The following is an 18,749-nucleotide window of genomic DNA, read 5'->3' as shown; positions in this document are numbered from 1 at the left end:
CTCACAGCGATGCCGCCGCACGCGCGGCGGTATCATACAGGGAGGAGATCGTGCGCAGCAGCTGCGCGGTTTCCCCGATAGACGTTCCTGAAATACCGCTCTCTCCATGAATATTAATCAGGCAGGCTTCCCGCACGTCGCGGTACTTCATGCATAAGGCTTTGCCTTCCTCCGTCGTGGAGAAGAAGAGTTCCTTGCCCGCTTTCTCACTCGTTACGTAGCCCGCCTTAACCAGCTTTTTCAGAGCATACGTCACCACGTGCGTATCTTCCACGTTCAGCACGAAGCAGATATCGGCCAGCTTTTTCTTGCGGTTGCGATGATTCACATGATGCAGCAGCGACACGTCAAACGCCCCCATATCCGGATCGCCGGCCGCCGTCATGCAGCGCACCATCCATTTGTTAAACGCGTTGCTGGTCATGATCAGCGCGTATTCCAGCTCCGATAGCTCCGCACAGCGTTCCGACACCAGGTGGCGAGAGGAGACGATGCGGCCATCCGTAATATCGTCGTGGTTTGAGGCAACACCCTTTTTTGAGGTCATAACGTTCCTTAGCCAGAAATGTAAACTCATCGATAAAATAAGAACATTTTATTGATAAATTGTTTACATGTTTTTGAGGTTCAGATATAGCTTTTTAGCGCAGGTTTTTCGAAGCCTGACGAAAAAACACAACATCGCTCGCCGCAAATTAAAAAAATAGCCGTCGGCGCGCAACGCTCACTTTGGATAGGGTAAACGTTTATGGACGGTACTACGCTGTTGCCGCTGATCGGGATACCGATCGTGGTTATTGGTTTTGCACTGCGCTTCAACCCGCTGCTGGTGGTCGTGGTGGCGGGGCTGGCGACGGGTCTGCTGGTCGGAATGGATTTCGGCATGCTGCTGGAGACTTTCGGCGAAAAGTTCGTGAATAGCCGATCGCTGGCCACCTTCATTCTGATCCTGCCGGTGATTGGTCTGCTGGAATATTACGGGCTGAAAGAGCGCGCCCAGGCCTGGGTGGCGAAGATCGCCAGCGCGACCTCGGCACGCATTCTGATGCTCTATTTTGTCGCCCGTGAAGGCACCGCAGCGCTGGGATTGATGTCTCTTGGCGGTCATGCCCAGACGGTGCGCCCGCTGCTGGCCCCGATGGCCGAAGGGGCGGCGCTGAACGAATACGGCGATCTGCCGCAGCATATCCGCGACAAAATCAAAGCCCATGCCGCCGCGTGCGACAATATCGCGGTCTTTTTTGGCGAGGACATCTTTATCGCCTTCGGTGCGGTTCTGCTGATTGACGCCTTCCTGAAAGAAAACGGGATCCAGGGGATCGAACCGCTGCATATCGGTCTGTGGGCTATTCCCACCGCCATTGCGGCATTAATTATTCATATGGCTCGCCTGCTGCGCCTGGATGCCAGCATTCGTCGTGACGTCATGGCCTGGCGTGCAGAGCAGGGTAAACAGGAGGTGGCGCAATGATGACGCTTATCACCATTAACCGCGTGTACTACCTCATCGGCTTTGTCGTGATGCTGCTGGTCGTGATGACCCTGCGCGATCGCGCCAATCCGAAGCGTTTTACCACCGCGCTGTTCTGGTTTTTATTCGGCGGGATCTTCCTGTTTGGCGATCTGATGGTGCAGGAGCTGGGGAAATCGCTGGCGTATCGGATCATTGGCGGCGGCGTCATCGCTATTGCGCTGCTGGCGGGCTTTGGTCTGGTCGGAAAGGGGCACTATAAAATGGCCTCCGACGAGGAGCGCGTTGCGTCGTCAAACCGGCTTAAAAACTGGCTGTTCCTGCCAGCGCTGATGATCCCGGTGGTGACGGTTATCGGGACGCTGTTCCTGAAGGGCGTGTCGATTGGCGGCGTTTATCTCCTCGACCAGAAACAGCTTACCCTGGCGGCGCTGTGCGTGGCCTGCGTCGCGGCGATCCTCACCGGATGGTGGCTAACGAAGGGTACGCCGCTGCACGCTATCCGCCAGTCTCGTCGTCTTGTCGACACCATCGGCTGGGCGGTGATCCTGCCGCAGATGCTGGCGATGCTCGGCGGCGTGTTCGTGGCGGCCAATACCGGCGATTCGGTGCAGAAGGTGGTCAGCCTGTTCGTGAACCCGGATAGCCGCTTCATGCTGGTGGTGATTTACTGCGTGGGTATGGCGCTATTTACCATGATCATGGGTAATGCCTTTGCCGCTTTCCCGGTATTAAGTGCCGGTATCGCCTTACCGTTCCTGATTAACGTGCATCACGGCAACCCGGCACCGCTGCTGGCAATTGGCATGTACGCGGGCTATTGCGGCACGCTGATGACGCCGATGGCCGCGAACTTCAATATCGTTCCCGCCGCGCTGCTGGAGCTGAAAGACAAATATCAGGTGATCAAGATCCAGATCCCGACCGCGTTAACCCTGCTGGTGGTGAACGTGTTCTTAATGTATTTCCTCGTGTTTCGCTAAGGAGCTGATATGGAATTAACGCAACATCAGGCAGACGCGTTTGCTCGCATGCCTTTGACCTATTTGCGCCAGGAATACCCGAACCACATCATGCACCTGCTGAATGATGATGGCGATGTTCTGCCGCCTCGCGAGCTGCACCCCATTTTCTACGGCTGTTTTGACTGGCACTCGGCGGTGCACGGCTACTGGCTGCTGCTGCGCTGCGTGCGCCTCTACCCAGAGCTACCGTGTCGGAATGAAATTGTCGCGCTTATTGACGAGCATCTGACCGATGAGAATGTGGCGAAAGAGCTGGCCTATTTCACCGCGCCGTTCCGCGCGTCGTTCGAACGACCGTATGGCTACGGATGGCTGCTGGCGCTGGCTCAGGAGTTGAAACAGTCGGCGCTGCCGCAGGCCGCAGTCTGGTACCAAACGCTTGAGCCGTTAACCCAGGATATTCGCAACCGGCTGGTGGATTACCTCAGCAAGCTCACCTATCCGATCCGCGTTGGAACGCATTACAACACGGCGTTTGCCCTCGCGCTGGCGCTCGATTACGCCCGCGCCGTGCAAGACGGTGCGCTGGAGCAGGCGATTCTGACGGCAGCTGAGCGGTTTTATCTCGCAGATACGCGCTATCCTGCGCACTACGAACCGGGCGGCGATGAGTATATTTCCGGCGCGCTGACCGAGGCGCTGCTGATGAGCAAGGTAGCGGATACCTTCCCGGCATGGTTTGATAAATTCCTCCCTGATGTAGGGACTGTTGCGGCACTGATGAACCCGGCGGAGGTGAGCGACCGTACCGACCCGAAAATTGCCCATCTGGACGGGTTAAACCTCAGCCGCGCCTGGTGTATGAAGCACATTGCAAAGGCGCTGCCGGAGAGCCATCCGGAGCAGCAGGCAATGCGTGATGCCGTGGCGAAACACCTGGCGGCAAGCGTGAAGCATGTAGTGGGCAGCCACTACAGCGGCGGGCACTGGCTGGCGAGCTTTGCGCTGCTGGCGCTGGAGTAAACAAACGCGTCGTCTTTTTGCCGGGTGGCGCTGCGCTTAACCGGCCTACATTGTGAAATTCACATTTCCTGTAGGTCCGTGCAAGCGTAGCGCCGCCGGGCGAATCAGGCGGATGCCCGAACGACAGGGCGCAGTCGGCTCAGGCTAAACAACACCGACCCGGCCGAGGCTAACACCGCAGTCCACAGCGCAAAGTGAACGGCCTGATTCGAGCCCGTCGTCGCAGCCAGCCAGACCCCAACCACGGCCGCCCCCAGACACTGCCCGAAGGTCCTGACGATGGACAATACCCCGGATGCATAGCTGGCATTCTCCCGCGCCACGTTAGCGAGCATTTCCCGATTATTGGGGCTCTGGAAGCAGCCAAACCCAATACCGCACACCAGACTGCGCAGGCAGATATCCCATGTGGGAGGGCTTGCCGGTAACGTCGCCAGCAGGATCAACCCAACGGCAAAAATCATCAGCCCGATGGTCGAAATCAGCGGCGCTGAAATCGTATCTGCCCAACGGCCCGCGTGCGGGGCAATCAACACGATGCCAATCGGCCAGGGCGTGAACAGAAGGGCCGATTCCAGCGGGCTGTAGCCATACACGCTTTGAAACAGAAACGGCAGCGCGATAAAGGTAATGCCCTGGCTGACAAACGACGCAAGTGAGGTGAGTGCGGCGAGCGTAAAGCGACCGTTGCGGAAGATAACGGGGGGCAGCAAGGGACTTTGGACGCGGCGAATATGCCAGATGAACGCGGCGATGCTGAGCAGGGCAATACTCGCCCAGAACGCGGCCTCATGGCTGACGTGCTGGAAACTGTTCGCGGTCATGATCGTCGAACCTAACAGAACCGCCGAGAGCACAGCACCTGCGGTGTCAAAGGGCGTTTTACTGGAAGCCGAACCGCGCGGTAATGCCTTACAGGCCAGCAGCAGTGCGACACTTCCCGGAATAATGTTAATCGCAAACAGCCATTCCCAGCGCAGTGCCTCCAGGATCGTGCCGCCCAGCACCGGCGCTATGGCCGTGCTGGCGGCAATCAGCAGGGCGTGCAGCCCCAGAACGCGGCCAAGCAGTCGTCCCGGGAAAACGGAGCGCAGTATTGCCGGGGCGATACTCAACGTGGCCGCCCCCCCTATGCCTTGCAAAACGCGCATCCCGATCAGCATGTCGGGCGTCGTCGCCATCGCGCAGCCAAGGGAGGTCAGCGTGAACGTCGCAAGACCTGCCAGAAACACCGGGCGATAGCCCATGCGCGCTGCCAGCGCGGCAAAGATAGCCAGCGTCATCGCCGCCGACAGCAGGTAACTGTTGGCAAACCATACTGCGACATTCGCTGAGACCTGCATCGCGCTTGCCATAGAGGGCAGCGCAACGTTAATCATGGTCCCATCGAAGACGCCCATCAGCGTAGTGGTCATCAGAGCGACCATGACCCGTGCACGTTCGTGTCCCGGTAATCCCTCATCGCCGGGCTGGTTTGAAAACAGCGTCATGATATTTACTCCAGAAAAGAATAGTGATGACGAAACTATAATCATGGGGTATACAAGGCGGAAGACGCAGCCTGTGCACTCATTCGTTGCGTATAACGCCTTATATGAGGAGATAACGTGACCGACCCTGATTTTAATTTGCTGGTTGCCCTCGACGTTTTGCTGGCTGAAGCCAGCGTAGCGGCTGCGGCGCGGCTTTTAAACCTCAGCACTTCGGCCATGAGCCGAACGCTGAGCAGGCTGCGTGAAGTAACCGGCGATCCGATTCTGGTTCGGGCCGGGCGTCATATGGTGCTGACGCCCTGGGCAGAAGCCTCCCGGGACCGGGCCAGAAACGCCGTGCACGAGGCGAGGGCGGTGCTCCAGCCCTCCACCGAGACGCTTAACGTCCAAAATCTGGCGCGACTTTTCACCATTCGGGCAAATGATGGCTTCGTGGTGGCCTTTGGTCCTTCGCTGATTGCCGCCATTGCCGCGGCTGCCCCTGAGGTCTGTATACGCTTCGCACCAAAGCCTGAAAAAACGTCGCGGTATCTGCGTGAGGGGCTGGTTGACCTGGAAATTGGCGTACAGAGCAATATGGGACCGGAGATACGTTTGCAGCGGTTATTTCACGACCGGTTTGTGGGTGCGGTACGCAAAGGGCATCCGCTGGCCGCGCTGTCGACAATTAGCATCAACGATTATGTGTCATGGGGCCATGTGGTCGCCTCGCCCGACGGTTCGTTACACGGCTTTGTCGATGACGTTCTGGCGGAACAGGGTATGAAACGTAAAGTGGCCAGCGTGGTGCCGGGCTTCCCGACGGCGTTATCCGTGGCGCTGGCGTCCGATCTCATTGCGATGGTTCCCGCACTGTATCTGCGCAATCAAACCATGACGGAAAGTTTGCACGTCTTCGAACTGCCGTTTAAAGCCCGGATCATCACGGTTTCCCAGATGTGGCACCCGCGCATGGAGCAGGATCCGGGGCACCGTTGGCTGAGAGAAAAAGTGCGCGAAGTCTGTCAGGATGCGCAGTGAGCCTTAGCGCGGTATCGCCTTTGGCACAGACAAGATGAACCGCGTCGAGCGAGCGTCAGATTCCACACGCACTTTTCCATGATGGGCAACCACAATGGACTTGACGATAGCAAGCCCGATCCCGCTGCCTTCGCCTTTACGTTGCCTGGACGGATCCACCCGATAGAAACGGTCGAACAGTCTCGGCAAATGTTCTTCCGGGATGGGCGTTCCGGGGTTTTCAATCATCAGAACAAAATCGCTCTCTTGTTCTGTGAGTGAGACGGTCACGGCCTGTGCTTCCGGCGTATAACGCAGGGCATTGGACAACAGGTTATTGATCGCTCGCCTGAACATCTGGGGATCCCCTTCAAGCAGGCAGGGCATCCCGTTAAATTTCAGCGTGATGTTGCGCTCTTCCGCCCAGGCTTCGAAGAAATCGAAAACTTTCATCACCTCTGCACGTAAATCAAACATGACCCGGTCAGGGATCAGCTGGTTATTATCCGCCTGCGCGAGAAACAGCATGTCGCTGACCATGCGGGTCATCCGGGTGTACTCTTCAAGGCTGGAATAGAGCACGTCTTCAAGCTCTTTCTGCGTCCGGTTCTGGCTTAGCGCAATCTCGGTCTGCGTCATCAGGTTGGTGATGGGGGTTCTGATTTCGTGCGCGATATCGGCAGAAAAATTGGCCTGACGGGTAAAGACATCCTCAATTTTTTCAATCATATGGTTGAACGAGATCACCAGCTGTTCCAGCTCAACAGGCACGCGGGACGGCTCCAGCCGCACATCCAGATTTTCAGAGGTGATATTTTTGATAGCGGTGCTGACGTTACGCAGGGGCAGGTGTCCCTGGCGAACCGCGATGCGGATGACCAGAATAATCAGCACGCTGATAACAGCAGCAATCGCGAGCAGATTCTTTTTCAGCGCATCGAGGTAGTGAAGATGAAAATTGATGGAAAGCCCGATAAGCATGACGTAGTTCTGCGTTTTTCCCTGAAATGCTGCCGTTCCAGAAGAGGCGATAATTCGGTAGGTTTCCATTTTCATTTCGGGGCCGGAATGCGCGGGCATGGCAGGATCTTCTACCGTCCAGAGAAACACATCCTGCGCGCGACGGTGTGTGCCAAAATCCGCCGTATTTACCGCAGGGCGTAATGCCGCGCCTTGCGCGGAACTGAACAGTTCATTCCCCTGAGGATCCAAAAGTAGCACGGCGACGTTGCGGTAACTGGCAATCGACTCTTTGATTTTACTGACCTTTCGTTCATCGGGATCGGCCGGTGACTGCAGTATGCGGTGCATTGCGGTACTGATTTGCTGCAGATCGCTAATATCCTGTTCGGCAAAATGCTTTTCAACCGAATGCAGCATAAACCAGGTAAAGGCGAAAAAAGCGAGGATCGTGGAGAGACTGATAAAAAACGTCAGCCTCAGGGCAAGAGAGAAAGGACGCCTGGCGGGCTTATTTTGCATCCGGCGCCTCCAGCATATAGCCGACACCGCGGACGGTCTGGATCAGTTTTGGCTCATAATCATTGTCTATTTTGGCGCGCAGGCGCTTAACCGCGACGTCAATGGCGTTGGTGTCGCTGTCAAAGTTCATGTCCCACACCTGCGAAGCAATCAGGGAACGGGGCAGGACTTCGCCCTGATGACGGATGAAAAACTCCAGCAGGCTGAACTCTTTGCTGGTTAACAGAACACGGTTTCCGGCGCGGGTGACCTTCCTGGAGATGAGATCGATCATCAGGTCCGCCACGTTGAACTGGCTCTCGGCTATCGCCGTATTACCACGCCTTAGGAGCGTTCTCACCCGAGCGAGAAGCTCAGCAAACGCGAAAGGTTTTACCAGGTAGTCATCAGCGCCCAGCTCAAGCCCCTTAACCCGGTGTTCAATCGTGCCGAGGGCCGTCAGTAACAGTATCGGCATCCCTTTCCCGGCAGAACGCAGCATGCGCACGATATCCCAGCCGTTCACATCAGGCAGCATGATATCCAGAATCAGGAGATCATACCCGGCGGTCATAGCGAGATGATATCCGTTCAGGCCATTGTCAGCGTAGTCCACCACAAAGCCCGCCTCCGTCAGCCCCTTGCTAAGGTATTCGCCTGTTTTAATCTCGTCTTCAACGATCAGTATTTTCATCTTGCTCCCCTGACTGGCTGCTAGCGACATTCTATTGCGCCGAAGGCCGTAATCAACGGCTTACGCTAAAAATGACAACATTGTCATTATCCTGTCACCGGGCAAACAGGATGATTTCGTTAGAGTAACCCTGGTAACACTCTGGACTTCATTGGAATCATTTACCAGGTCTGCCTGGACGAGAAGCGTTATGTTCACCTTAAAACGACTTAGCATCAGCACTATTTTCCTTCTTGCAGGCTGCGTCTCCCTGGCACCTGAATACCAGCGACCCGCGGCACCGGTCCCGCAGCAGTTTTCACTGTCTCGCAACGGTCTGATGCCCGCTGCGCAGAATTATCAGGACAGCGGGTGGCGCAACTTTTTTGCCGATCCACAGGTGACAAGGCTGATTGCCGAAGCCCTGAGCAACAATCGCGATTTGCGCATGGCGGCCCTGAAGGTGGAAGAAGCCCGTGCGCAGTTCAACGTCACGGATGCGGACCGCTATCCGCAGTTGAATGCGTCGTCAGGTATTACCTACAGCGGCGGGCTGAAAAGTGACGAGCCGACATCACAAGAGTATGACGCGGGCCTTGAACTTAGCTACGAACTCGATTTTTTCGGCAAGCTCAGAAACATGAGTGAGGCTGACAGACAGAACTATTTTGCCAGCGAAGAAGCCCGCAGGGCGGTACATATTCTGCTTGTCTCCAGCGTGTCGCAGAGTTATTTCAGCCAGCAGCTGGCCTACAAACAGCTGCGTATTGCGCGCGATACGCTGAAAAATTATCAACAGTCTTATGCCCTTGTAGAGCAGCAGCTGGTGACCGGCAGCACGAACGTCCTCGCGCTGGAGCAGGCCCGTGGACAAATCGAAAGTACCCGCGCAGAGATTGCCAAAAGAGAGGGCAAGCTTGCGCAGGCAAATAATGCCCTGCAACTTGTGCTGGGCACGTATCGCGCGCTCCCGTCAGAAAACGGTGCAAGCGATAGCGCTTTGACACCCGTAATACTGCCGCCCAATCTGTCATCAGACATTCTGCTTCAGCGCCCGGATATTATGGAGGCGGAGTATCAGCTGAAAGCCGCTGATGCCAATATTGGCGCGGCCCGAGCCGCTTTTTTTCCTTCAATTTCGCTGACAAGTGGACTTTCAACAAGCAGCACGGCGTTATCCAGCCTTTTCACACCGACGAGCGGGATGTGGAATTTTATTCCTAAAATCGACATTCCTATTTTCAATGCCGGAAAGAATAAGGCCAACCTGAAGCTGGCTGAAATTCGCCAGCAGCAGTCGGTTGTGAATTACGAACAAAAAATTCAGTCGGCATTTAAAGATGTTGCTGATGCGCTCGCCCTGCGTGACAGCATTAGCAAGCAAATTGAGGCGCAGCAGCGTTATCTGGATTCACTGCAAATTACCCTTCAGCGCGCCAGAGGATTATATGCCAGCGGCGCGGTGAGCTATATCGAAGTGCTTGATGCAGAACGTTCTCTTTTCACCACGCAGCAAAACCTTCTCGACCTGACCAATTCCCGACAGGTGAATGAAATTAATCTTTACACCTCACTGGGTGGCGGCTGGGTTGAATAAATTATTTATCTTTTAACAGGACAATAAATATGCGTAATTCCATTAAAGCCGTTGTATTGGGTGCTCTTTCTGTGATGTTTTCTGCTGGTCTTCAGGCTGAAGTTCACCAGCATGGTGAGATGACTGCTGCCAGCGACGCCGCTTCAGAGCAGGTGATTGAGGGAACCGGCATTGTGAAGGACATTGATCTTACCAGTAAGAAAATCACTATTTCTCATGATGCTATCCCGGCGGTTGGCTGGCCCGCGATGACCATGCGCTTCACCTTTACCCAGGCTGACGAGAGTATTACGGCGTTAAAAGTGGGTAGCCAGGTTAATTTTTCTTTTGTGCAGCAGGGCAATATCTCTTTATTGAAGAGCATTAAATAGCGAGAAATGGCATGGCGTCTTTTAAAATAAAATATGCTGCAATGATTATTTCCAGTCTCATAGCTGGCGGGCTGATTTCAGTGACGGCCTGGCAGGCGATGGATTCAGTGGATACAACAGAAAAGACAGTACCCGAGCGAAAGGTACTTTTCTGGTATGACCCTATGAAACCAGACGTTAAATTTGATAAGCCCGGTAAATCGCCTTTTATGGATATGGACCTGGTGCCGAAGTATGCGGATGAAGACGATGAGAAAAGCAGCGCTGGTATTCGTATTGATCCGACACAGATTCAGAATCTGGGATTAAAAACGCAAAAAGTCACGCGAGGCAAGCTGAATTATTCCCAGACCATTCCGGCCAACGTCAGCTATAACGATTATCAGTTTGTCATTGTGCAGGCACGCGCTGAAGGTTTCGTTGAGAAAGTGTACCCGCTGACAACGGGCGACCATGTGAAGAAAGGCACGCCGCTGATTGATATCACGATCCCGGACTGGGTCGAGGCGCAGAGTGAGTTTTTGCTGTTATCCGGCACCGGCGGAACGCCTGGCCAGATTAAAGGGGTGCTTGAGCGGCTGCGGCTGGCAGGCATGCCAGACGACGATATACAAAGGCTGCGCGCAAGCCGAACGATTCAGACCCGATTTACTATTAAAGCCCCCATCGACGGGGTGATCACCGCGTTTGACCTGCGCACCGGAATGAATATCTCAAAAGATAAAGTGGTGGCGCAGATTCAGGGGATGGACCCCGTCTGGATCAGCGCAGCCGTCCCTGAGTCCAGCGCGTATCTCCTGAAAGACACGTCGCAGTTTGCTGTTTCAGTACCGGCTTATCCGGACACTTCGTTCCCGGTTGAAAAATGGAACCTACTGCCCAGCGTGGACCCGACCACCCGAACGCTGCAGGTGCGCCTGCAGGTTTCTAATAAAGATGAACGTCTGAAACCGGGTATGAATGCCTATCTGAAACTGAATACCCAAAGCCAGGACATGCTGCTGATCCCGTCTCAGGCCGTTATCGATACCGGCAAAGAACAGCGCGTGATTACGGTCGATGCGGAAGGACGTTTTGTGCCGAAACCGATCCACGTGCTGCACGAATCTCAGCAACAGTCCGGTATCAGTTCTGGCCTGAATGAAGGGGACTCGGTGGTGGTCAGCGGTTTGTTCCTGATTGATTCGGAGGCCAATATTACCGGTGCGCTGGAGCGCATGCGGCATCCTGTAAAACCTGACGACGCGCATGCTGGTCACTAAGGAGACGATGATGATTGAATGGATTATCCGGCGGTCAGTCGCCAATCGTTTTCTGGTGATGATGGGGGCGCTGTTTCTCAGCGTCTGGGGAACCTGGACCATCATCAACACGCCGGTCGATGCCTTGCCCGATTTGTCTGATGTCCAGGTCATTATTAAAACCAGCTATCCCGGTCAGGCTCCGCAGATAGTTGAAAACCAGGTGACGTATCCGCTCACCACCACCATGCTGTCGGTGCCGGGCGCAAAGACCGTGCGCGGGTTTTCCCAGTTTGGTGATTCCTACGTGTATGTCATTTTTGAGGATGGGACAGATCTCTACTGGGCCAGGTCACGCGTGCTGGAGTATCTGAATCAGGTGCAGGGTAAACTGCCCGCCGGGGTGAGCGCTGAAATCGGACCTGATGCCACCGGCGTGGGCTGGATATTTGAGTATGCGCTGGTCGATCGCAGCGGAAAACACGATCTCGCGGAACTGCGATCTCTTCAGGACTGGTTCCTCAAGTTTGAACTGAAAACCATTCCGAACGTGGCCGAGGTGGCGTCGGTCGGCGGCGTGGTGAAGCAGTATCAGATTCAGGTCGATCCATTAAAACTGGCCCAGTATGGCGTAAGCCTGCCTGAGGTTAAGCAGGCCCTTGAATCGTCTAACCAGGAAGCAGGGGGCTCATCCATTGAAATCGCGGAAGCGGAATATATGGTTCGCGCCAGCGGTTACCTCCATAGCCTAAATGACTTCAATAACATCGTCCTGAAAACCGGGGAAAGTGGGGTACCCATTTATTTGCGTGATGTTGCTCGTGTGCAGACGGGGCCGGAAATGCGACGCGGCATTGCCGAACTAAACGGGCAGGGGGAAGTCGCCGGGGGCGTCGTGATCCTGCGTTCGGGTAAAAATGCGCGTGAAGTCATCACTGCGGTGAAAGATAAACTGGAGACGCTGAAGACCAGCCTGCCGGAAGGCGTTGAGATTGTGACCACCTACGATCGCAGCCAGCTAATAGACCGGGCAATCGACAACCTGAGTTCCAAACTGCTTGAAGAGTTTATCGTGGTAGCTATTGTCTGCGCCCTGTTCCTCTGGCACATCCGCTCTGCGCTGGTCGCCATCATTTCTCTGCCGCTCGGCCTGTGCATTGCCTTTATCGTCATGCACTTCCAGGGGCTGAACGCCAATATTATGTCGCTGGGGGGGATCGCCATCGCCGTCGGCGCAATGGTGGATGCCGCCATTGTGATGATTGAAAATGCGCATAAACGGCTTGAGGAGTGGTATCATCAGCATCCTGGAGAACAGATTGACAACGCCACCCGCTGGCAGGTGATCACCCATGCCTCCGTGGAGGTTGGGCCCGCACTGTTTATCAGCCTGCTGATCATCACCTTATCGTTCATTCCTGTATTTACCCTTGAAGGACAGGAAGGGCGGTTGTTTGGCCCGCTGGCCTTTACCAAAACGTACTCCATGGCGGGTGCTGCCGCGCTGGCCATCATTGTTATTCCTATTCTGATGGGGTTCTGGATCCGCGGGAGAATCCCTGCGGAAACCCGTAATCCCCTGAACCGGCTGCTGATCAAAGCCTATCACCCGTTACTGCTCAGGGTGCTCCACTGGCCTAAAACTACACTGCTGGTTGCAGCGTTATCCATCTTCACGGTTATCTGGCCTTTGAGTCAGGTGGGCGGTGAGTTTCTGCCGAAGATCAATGAGGGCGATCTGCTGTATATGCCGTCGACCTTGCCGGGCGTCTCTCCGGCAGAAGCGGCGGCGCTGTTACAGACCACGGACAAGTTAATCAAAACCGTCCCGGAAGTGGCTTCCGTGTTTGGTAAGACGGGTAAGGCTGAAACCGCAACAGATTCCGCGCCGCTTGAAATGGTTGAAACGACCATTCAGCTTAAGCCGGAAGATCGGTGGCGGCCAGGCATGACGATTGACAAGATTATCGATGAACTGGATCAGACGGTACGTTTGCCGGGGCTTGCCAATCTCTGGGTGCCGCCCATCCGTAACCGTATCGATATGCTCTCAACCGGGATCAAAAGTCCGATAGGGATCAAGGTGTCGGGTACCGTTTTGTCGGATATCGACGCAACGGCGCAGAGCATTGAGGCGGTAGCCAAAACCGTGCCGGGCGTGGTCTCAGCCCTGGCTGAGCGTCTGGAAGGGGGACGCTACGTCGATGTGGATATCAACCGTGAAAAAGCGTCCCGCTACGGCATGACGGTGGGCGATGTGCAACTGTTCGTCTCCTCCGCCATCGGCGGCGCGACGGTAGGGCAAACGGTAGAAGGCGTGGCTCGGTATCCGATCAATATCCGCTATCCGCAGGACTATCGGAACAGCCCGCAGGCATTGAAGGAGATGCCGATCCTGACGCCGATGAAGCAGCAAATCACCCTTGGCGATGTGGCAGAGATTAACGTCGTTTCCGGTCCAACCATGTTGAAAACGGAAAATGCCCGTCCCGCCAGCTGGATTTACATCGATGCGCGGGGCAGGGATATGGTGTCGGTGGTGAACGACATTAAGACAGCCATCAGCCAGCAGGTAAAACTGAGACCGGGAACCAGCGTGTCATTCTCTGGACAGTTTGAATTACTCGAGCATGCCAATAAAAAACTGAAACTGATGGTACCGATGACGGTGATGATCATTTTCATTCTGTTATATCTGGCCTTCCGTCGCGTGGACGAAGCCTTGCTGATTCTGATGAGCCTGCCGTTCGCACTGGTCGGAGGGATATGGTTCCTGTACTGGCAGGGCTTCCATATGTCTGTCGCAACCGGAACCGGGTTTATCGCGCTGGCTGGCGTCGCGGCTGAGTTTGGGGTAGTCATGCTGATGTATCTGCGTCATGCCATTGAAGCGCACCCGGAGTTGTCTCGTCGTGAAACGTTCACTGCGGAAGGGCTTGATGAAGCGCTTTATCATGGCGCTGTGCTGCGTGTTCGACCTAAGGCCATGACCGTAGCAGTGATCATTGCGGGTCTGTTACCGATTCTTTGGGGAACCGGAGCGGGTTCTGAAGTCATGAGTCGAATCGCGGCCCCCATGATCGGTGGAATGATCACGGCGCCGCTGTTATCGCTGTTTATTATTCCTGCTGCGTACAAGCTAATCTGGCTGCGCAGGCATAAAGCGGCGACAGCATTTCGTGAAGATGACAGGAGGCGCAACACCTGATAAATTAGCTATTCAATAACCTATTCACATAGTGATTCACAATAATGACAGACCGTTCTGAAACGATACGACAGCTGCTGAGACAAGGCCCAACATCAGTAAGGCAACTTACTGATATTATGGGAATTAGTCAGCCAACCATCTCGCGAGCGATGAAAGCGCTTGGTGATGAGGTTGTTCGAATTGGCACCGGTCCATCTATTCACTATGTGCTACGTGATGCGTTTCGGGGGTTCAGTTCGGCCCCCATTTACCGCATAACAGAAGAGGGACAGGTCAAACCGCTGGGTAGGCTCATTCCGGTTTATCCAGACGGGTTTGTGATGGAGCAAACGGACAACGTGTGTCTTCATAGCGACGGGCTCCCCTGGTGGTTATTTGACATGCGACCTCAGGGTTATCTGGGACGCGCGTATGCTTCCCGGTATTCATCCGAGCTTGGCCTGCCGGCAAATCCAGAAAACTGGAGCGACTCAGATGTGATCAGGGCCTTGCTGGCTCATGGGCACGATGCGGTGGGGAACGTATTAATTGGTGAACAGGCGAAGAATCATTTTGTGGAGATGCCGGTGCCTGTTGCAGTGGAACGGGCGACGGCTTACCCGTCCTTGGCTCTGGCCGTGAGTTCAGGAGAGGCACCGGGTTCGTCCGCTGGAGGTGAACAACCCAAATTTTGCACCTATACCGAACGCGGTCACGTCATTGTGAAATTCACAGCAGCAAACGAGAACCCGATCAGCGAACGCTGGCGAGATTTGTTACTGGCTGAACATCTTGCGTTAAGCGTACTTGGTGTAGAAACCGAGGTGTTTGATTTCGAAGGACAGCGCTTCCTTGAGATCCCTCGGTTTGACCGTATTGGCCAACTGGGCCGTAAAGGTCTTTTTTCTTTGCGGGCTCTGGAGGCAGAATTTGTTGGCCGAGCAAGAGAAGCCTGGCCCGTTTTGGTAAATGAACTGGTAAAGCAGGGGTGTGTGCACCCTGACGCGGCGACCGGAACGGCACGACTTTGGGCATTTGGGATGCTGATCGGTAATACCGACATGCATCACGGCAATTTGTCGTTCATCAGCGCTCATGGCCGTCCGTATCATCTTGCACCCGCTTACGACATTCTGCCTATGGGCTTTGCGCCTAAGTCAGGTGGCGAAATAGTGAATACACTTCGTCCGGCAACGCTCCTCGATGCGATCGGCGGGGAAACCTGGCGTGAAGCGCTGGAACTGGCGGAGCAATTTTTTGCTTTAGCCAGCGGTTGCGACCGTTTTTCTGCCAGCTTTGCACCTTGTTTGATGGCGTTACGCGCACATCTTGACGAGGCGAGGTCAAGGATATCGCGCCTGGGATAATGCGCATAAATCCCGCCAGGCTATGGCGGGGATTTTTAAGGGGAATGCTTAGCGAGGCGTGTGAGCTTCGAGAGTCTGGATGATTAGCTTGCGCCAGGCTCGATTATGCAGAGTGAATAACAACATTATTTGTTGCAGTTGAAACAGTTAGCAGAGGCCACCAGAAAAGCATAGTTTTATCCCTGAATGAACTGGCGATAATGAATGTTGGGTATCCACTCTATGCTATGAGTTCAACCGATGGATAGCGTTGCAGCTACCCGTTGAACTCCAAGATAAAGCAGAGCTTTCGGTCATGTCAAAAGCGAGCAGAGTATGGGTAGCACTGGTTTCATTATAGTGTTGCAGGTAAGTATTCATAAATCGACGTTATATAGTGATAATACGACAAATTAAGTTTGTTACCTTTTTTTTAGATAACAACTGGTATATAAACTATTTGACAGAAATAATGAGTTTCCTAAAAGTGAAAACTTTACAGGCATTCCTTTAACTTATTTTTTTGTGACAGATTGGATTGTTACTGCATATGCAGGCAAAACCTACTTCTAACCAGTTCTAACTGGTTTGGGTGGGTTTTTTTGTTTTCTGAAAGGTAAAACCCCTATGAAATATCAGTCACTTGCAGAGTTCATAATTAATGGTGTTGGTGGGCGTGAAAACATCAAAAGTGTTAGTCATTGTGCAACAAGACTTCGTTTTGAATTGATAAGTAACACAAATGCTAATAAAAAAGAGCTTCATGATCATGCAGATGTAATTATGGTTGTTGAAAGTGGTGGCCAGCTACAGATTGTCATCGGTAACAATGTTTCCGAGGTGTATCAGGCAATTGAGGCTTTATGGGCCACGGACAAGTTACTTCCTAATTATGTTGAGGACAATGGTGATAAATCAAAAGGAAACTTATTCACCCGCCTAATTAACGTAGTTTCTGGCATTTTTACGCCTTTTTTGGGTGTACTTGCTGCCTCAGGTATACTGAAAGGTCTACTAGCCCTTTCAGAGGTCTGTGGAGTAATGTCTGAATCAAGTGGAGCCTTTAAGATTTTCTCAGCTGCCGGGGACGCTTTGTTCTATTTCTTTCCTCTGGTGCTGGGTTATACGGCGGGTAAAAGATTCGGTGGTTCTCCGTTCCTTTCAATGGTGATTGGTGGCGCTTTAATGCACCCAAGCATGATTTCGGCTTTTGATGCTCAACTACAGTTGGGAGGGACGTCAGACACCTTTTTTGGTATCCCAATGACATACATTAATTATGCTGGTTCAGTTATACCCGTTATTTTCGCATCCTGGCTCAGCAGTCTTGTCGAGAAGAATTGTAATAAAATACTGCCGTCAGCTGTAAAAAATTTATTTACACCGTTTATCGCGCTAGCCGTTGTCGTACCATTCTCTTTTTTACTCATCGGTCCCATTGCTACCTGGCTTAGCGAGTCAATGGCGAACGCCTTCCTGGCCGCATATGAGTTTGCGCCAGCTGTTGCGGGTATCATAATGGGGGCGTTGTTTTACCAATATCTAAAGAACCTAGACTAACAAAGATAATAGAGACATGGCTGGCAGATCCTTCAGACAGAAGAACATTGGCTGAGTGGAGTAAATATCTAGGTATGAGCAGCAGAACATTATCACGATTAGTAGTGAAAGAGACAGGATTAACTTTTGGAAAATGGCATCGACAATTGCATTTAAGCATTGCTATGCGAAATCTATCTAAAGGGGACTCAGTTCAAAGAGTAGCTAATGATTTAGGTTATGATTCAGTAAATGCATTTATAACAATGTTCAAAAATTTAGCAGGAAAACCACCTGGAAGATACTTTGCGGATCGAGGCTAAATTATTCTTTGATAATTTCTTTTACAAAGTGTGCCATGGGTAATGATAAATTACACCGTATTTTATACTGGAAATTAATATGGGTGCATTATTCCTACATGCACCATACAAGTGCCATAAATATATTTAATATGCTTCAATCGTGAATTTTTACAGTAAGTTTGAAATATATCAGTTTGATATCAGTCATGTTGACATATGCGGCTAATATGAGATACATATATTTTCAGATTGCTTTCTGCAACTTTCCTCTTGTTTTCACTTGCTATTGTCACTAACAACCCATCTATTCTCTTGTCGTGAATCTTTAGTTCTTTATGGCATTTAGTGCAAATGAGTTTTACATTTTTACCTTCGTCACATTTTTCGTAGCGACAAGATCTTTCATTACTTGTTATTTTTTGTATTTTTCCTAATTTAACAAGGTTTGCGACCGCTTTATATATCATTGATTGTGGTATATCATATCCTTTTGCTAAGCAAAATTTGAATATTTCTGTAACGGTAAAGTCTCCTGTATCTAGTTCATTAATTACTTTGAATATCATTTGATCATATATTGTCGCTTTTTTCATATTAATATTTACTTGCTTTTAATGAATTAATTAGGTTTAAATGTAAGTTTATGATTTGCTAAAATTAATTCTTTCAGTAGGTGTTATCATGTTTATAAATTTAAATGCTCAAGAGGTTGTGGTTGTAAATACCATCGATATAGCTGGAGAGGAAAGATTAACAGCCATGGATGTTTATAATTCTCTACAGTCAAGTAATAAAATCGCGCAGTCTACCGTGTATAATATACTCAGGCGTCTGGTACATAAAGGAGTGCTAATAAAAGTACTAACTTTATCTAACGATGCTTTTTATGAAATCAAAAAAATAAAAAGGAGTAAGCATATCTCTTACATCTATCCAAGAAAGATCACTGAACTTACTGATACTCGCCTTGATACCTTAATAAGTCAAATTGCCGCTGAGCTTGATGCGAAAATGCTGGATTATGAAATATCTTTAATTCTTAAGTAGAGTCAGAATATGAAGCAGAACGTGTCAA

The 18,749-nt window shown here is 52.2% G+C and carries 17 protein-coding genes; 12 read left to right on the top strand and 5 right to left on the bottom strand.

Going from position 1 to position 18,749, the window contains the following annotated elements; all coding sequences use genetic code 11:
- Position 1: 1 nt before the first annotated feature.
- Positions 2-547: a winged helix DNA-binding protein gene (locus N2K86_RS11125; RefSeq protein ID WP_260661571.1), complete on the bottom strand. Its 546-nt coding sequence runs from the start codon at positions 545-547 to the stop codon at positions 2-4.
- Positions 548-748: 201 nt separating this feature from the next.
- Between N2K86_RS11125 and N2K86_RS11120 the strand changes: the two genes are divergently transcribed.
- From N2K86_RS11120 to N2K86_RS11110, 3 genes are read left to right on the top strand one after another with little or no spacing between them, the layout of a single operon-like run.
- The gene (locus N2K86_RS11120) at positions 749-1,471 is read left to right on the top strand and encodes a DUF969 domain-containing protein (protein ID WP_260661570.1); all 723 of its coding nucleotides are present in this window, start codon (positions 749-751) and stop codon (positions 1,469-1,471) included.
- A complete protein-coding gene (locus tag N2K86_RS11115) occupies positions 1,468-2,454 on the top strand; it encodes a DUF979 domain-containing protein (RefSeq protein ID WP_100166635.1) in 987 nt (328 codons plus the stop codon). Before N2K86_RS11120 ends, N2K86_RS11115 begins: the two co-directional genes overlap by 4 nt.
- A 9-nt stretch (positions 2,455-2,463) precedes the next feature.
- Entirely contained in the window at positions 2,464-3,459 is a 996-nt protein-coding gene (locus tag N2K86_RS11110) for a DUF2891 domain-containing protein (RefSeq protein ID WP_260661569.1), read from the top strand.
- A gap of 104 nt (positions 3,460-3,563) precedes the next feature.
- Here N2K86_RS11110 and N2K86_RS11105 read toward each other — a convergent pair whose 3' ends face one another.
- Positions 3,564-4,949, bottom strand: a complete 1,386-nt coding sequence (locus N2K86_RS11105) for an MFS transporter (protein WP_260661566.1) — start codon at positions 4,947-4,949, stop codon at positions 3,564-3,566.
- 117 nt (positions 4,950-5,066) lie between these two features.
- On the opposite strand from N2K86_RS11105, the gene N2K86_RS11100 reads away from it, so the two are divergent.
- The gene (locus N2K86_RS11100) at positions 5,067-5,972 is read left to right on the top strand and encodes a LysR family transcriptional regulator (protein ID WP_260661565.1); all 906 of its coding nucleotides are present in this window, start codon (positions 5,067-5,069) and stop codon (positions 5,970-5,972) included.
- 3 nt (positions 5,973-5,975) lie between these two features.
- Here N2K86_RS11100 and N2K86_RS11095 read toward each other — a convergent pair whose 3' ends face one another.
- Both N2K86_RS11095 and N2K86_RS11090 read right to left on the bottom strand, forming a co-directional pair.
- A complete protein-coding gene (locus tag N2K86_RS11095; RefSeq protein ID WP_260661564.1) occupies positions 5,976-7,433 on the bottom strand; it encodes a Cu(+)/Ag(+) sensor histidine kinase in 1,458 nt (485 codons plus the stop codon).
- Positions 7,423-8,106: a copper/silver response regulator transcription factor gene (locus N2K86_RS11090; protein WP_260661563.1), complete on the bottom strand. Its 684-nt coding sequence runs from the start codon at positions 8,104-8,106 to the stop codon at positions 7,423-7,425. Before N2K86_RS11090 ends, N2K86_RS11095 begins: the two co-directional genes overlap by 11 nt.
- 190 nt (positions 8,107-8,296) lie before the next feature.
- Here N2K86_RS11090 and N2K86_RS11085 point away from each other — a divergent pair, with 190 nt between their 5' ends.
- From N2K86_RS11085 to N2K86_RS11055, 7 genes are all read left to right on the top strand, one after another.
- Complete coding sequence (locus tag N2K86_RS11085) at positions 8,297-9,682, top strand: efflux transporter outer membrane subunit (protein ID WP_260661562.1); 1,386 nt, start codon at positions 8,297-8,299, stop codon at positions 9,680-9,682.
- 29 nt (positions 9,683-9,711) lie between these two features.
- The gene (cusF, locus tag N2K86_RS11080) at positions 9,712-10,053 is read left to right on the top strand and encodes a cation efflux system protein CusF (protein WP_260661561.1); all 342 of its coding nucleotides are present in this window, start codon (positions 9,712-9,714) and stop codon (positions 10,051-10,053) included.
- Between the two features lie 11 nt (positions 10,054-10,064).
- Positions 10,065-11,315 (top strand): efflux RND transporter periplasmic adaptor subunit, encoded by a 1,251-nt coding sequence (locus N2K86_RS11075; RefSeq protein ID WP_260661559.1) that lies wholly within the window; start codon positions 10,065-10,067, stop codon positions 11,313-11,315.
- Between the two features lie 10 nt (positions 11,316-11,325).
- Positions 11,326-14,502 (top strand): Cu(+)/Ag(+) efflux RND transporter permease subunit SilA, encoded by a 3,177-nt coding sequence (silA, locus tag N2K86_RS11070; protein ID WP_260661668.1) that lies wholly within the window; start codon positions 11,326-11,328, stop codon positions 14,500-14,502.
- Between the two features lie 44 nt (positions 14,503-14,546).
- Complete coding sequence (gene yjjJ / locus N2K86_RS11065; RefSeq protein ID WP_260661557.1) at positions 14,547-15,851, top strand: type II toxin-antitoxin system HipA family toxin YjjJ; 1,305 nt, start codon at positions 14,547-14,549, stop codon at positions 15,849-15,851.
- A 606-nt stretch (positions 15,852-16,457) separates the two neighbouring features.
- The gene (locus N2K86_RS11060) at positions 16,458-17,390 is read left to right on the top strand and encodes a PTS transporter subunit EIIC (protein WP_260661555.1); all 933 of its coding nucleotides are present in this window, start codon (positions 16,458-16,460) and stop codon (positions 17,388-17,390) included.
- 74 nt (positions 17,391-17,464) lie between these two features.
- The gene (locus N2K86_RS11055; RefSeq protein WP_260661554.1) at positions 17,465-17,692 is read left to right on the top strand and encodes a helix-turn-helix domain-containing protein; all 228 of its coding nucleotides are present in this window, start codon (positions 17,465-17,467) and stop codon (positions 17,690-17,692) included.
- A 182-nt stretch (positions 17,693-17,874) separates the two neighbouring features.
- Here N2K86_RS11055 and N2K86_RS11050 read toward each other — a convergent pair whose 3' ends face one another.
- On the bottom strand, positions 17,875-18,267 hold the full coding sequence (locus tag N2K86_RS11050; RefSeq protein ID WP_260661553.1) for a transcriptional repressor: 393 nt from the start codon (positions 18,265-18,267) through the stop codon (positions 17,875-17,877).
- 88 nt (positions 18,268-18,355) lie between these two features.
- On the opposite strand from N2K86_RS11050, the gene N2K86_RS11045 reads away from it, so the two are divergent.
- Positions 18,356-18,721: a transcriptional repressor gene (locus N2K86_RS11045; protein ID WP_260661552.1), complete on the top strand. Its 366-nt coding sequence runs from the start codon at positions 18,356-18,358 to the stop codon at positions 18,719-18,721.
- Positions 18,722-18,749 lie beyond the last annotated feature (28 nt).

The sequence above is a fragment of the Enterobacter mori genome, assembly GCF_025244905.1.
In the GTDB taxonomy this organism is placed as follows: Bacteria; Pseudomonadota; Gammaproteobacteria; order Enterobacterales; family Enterobacteriaceae; genus Enterobacter; species Enterobacter mori_A.
Note: the sequence above shows the minus strand (reverse complement) of the source record. Positions and strands in the feature narration are given on the sequence as shown.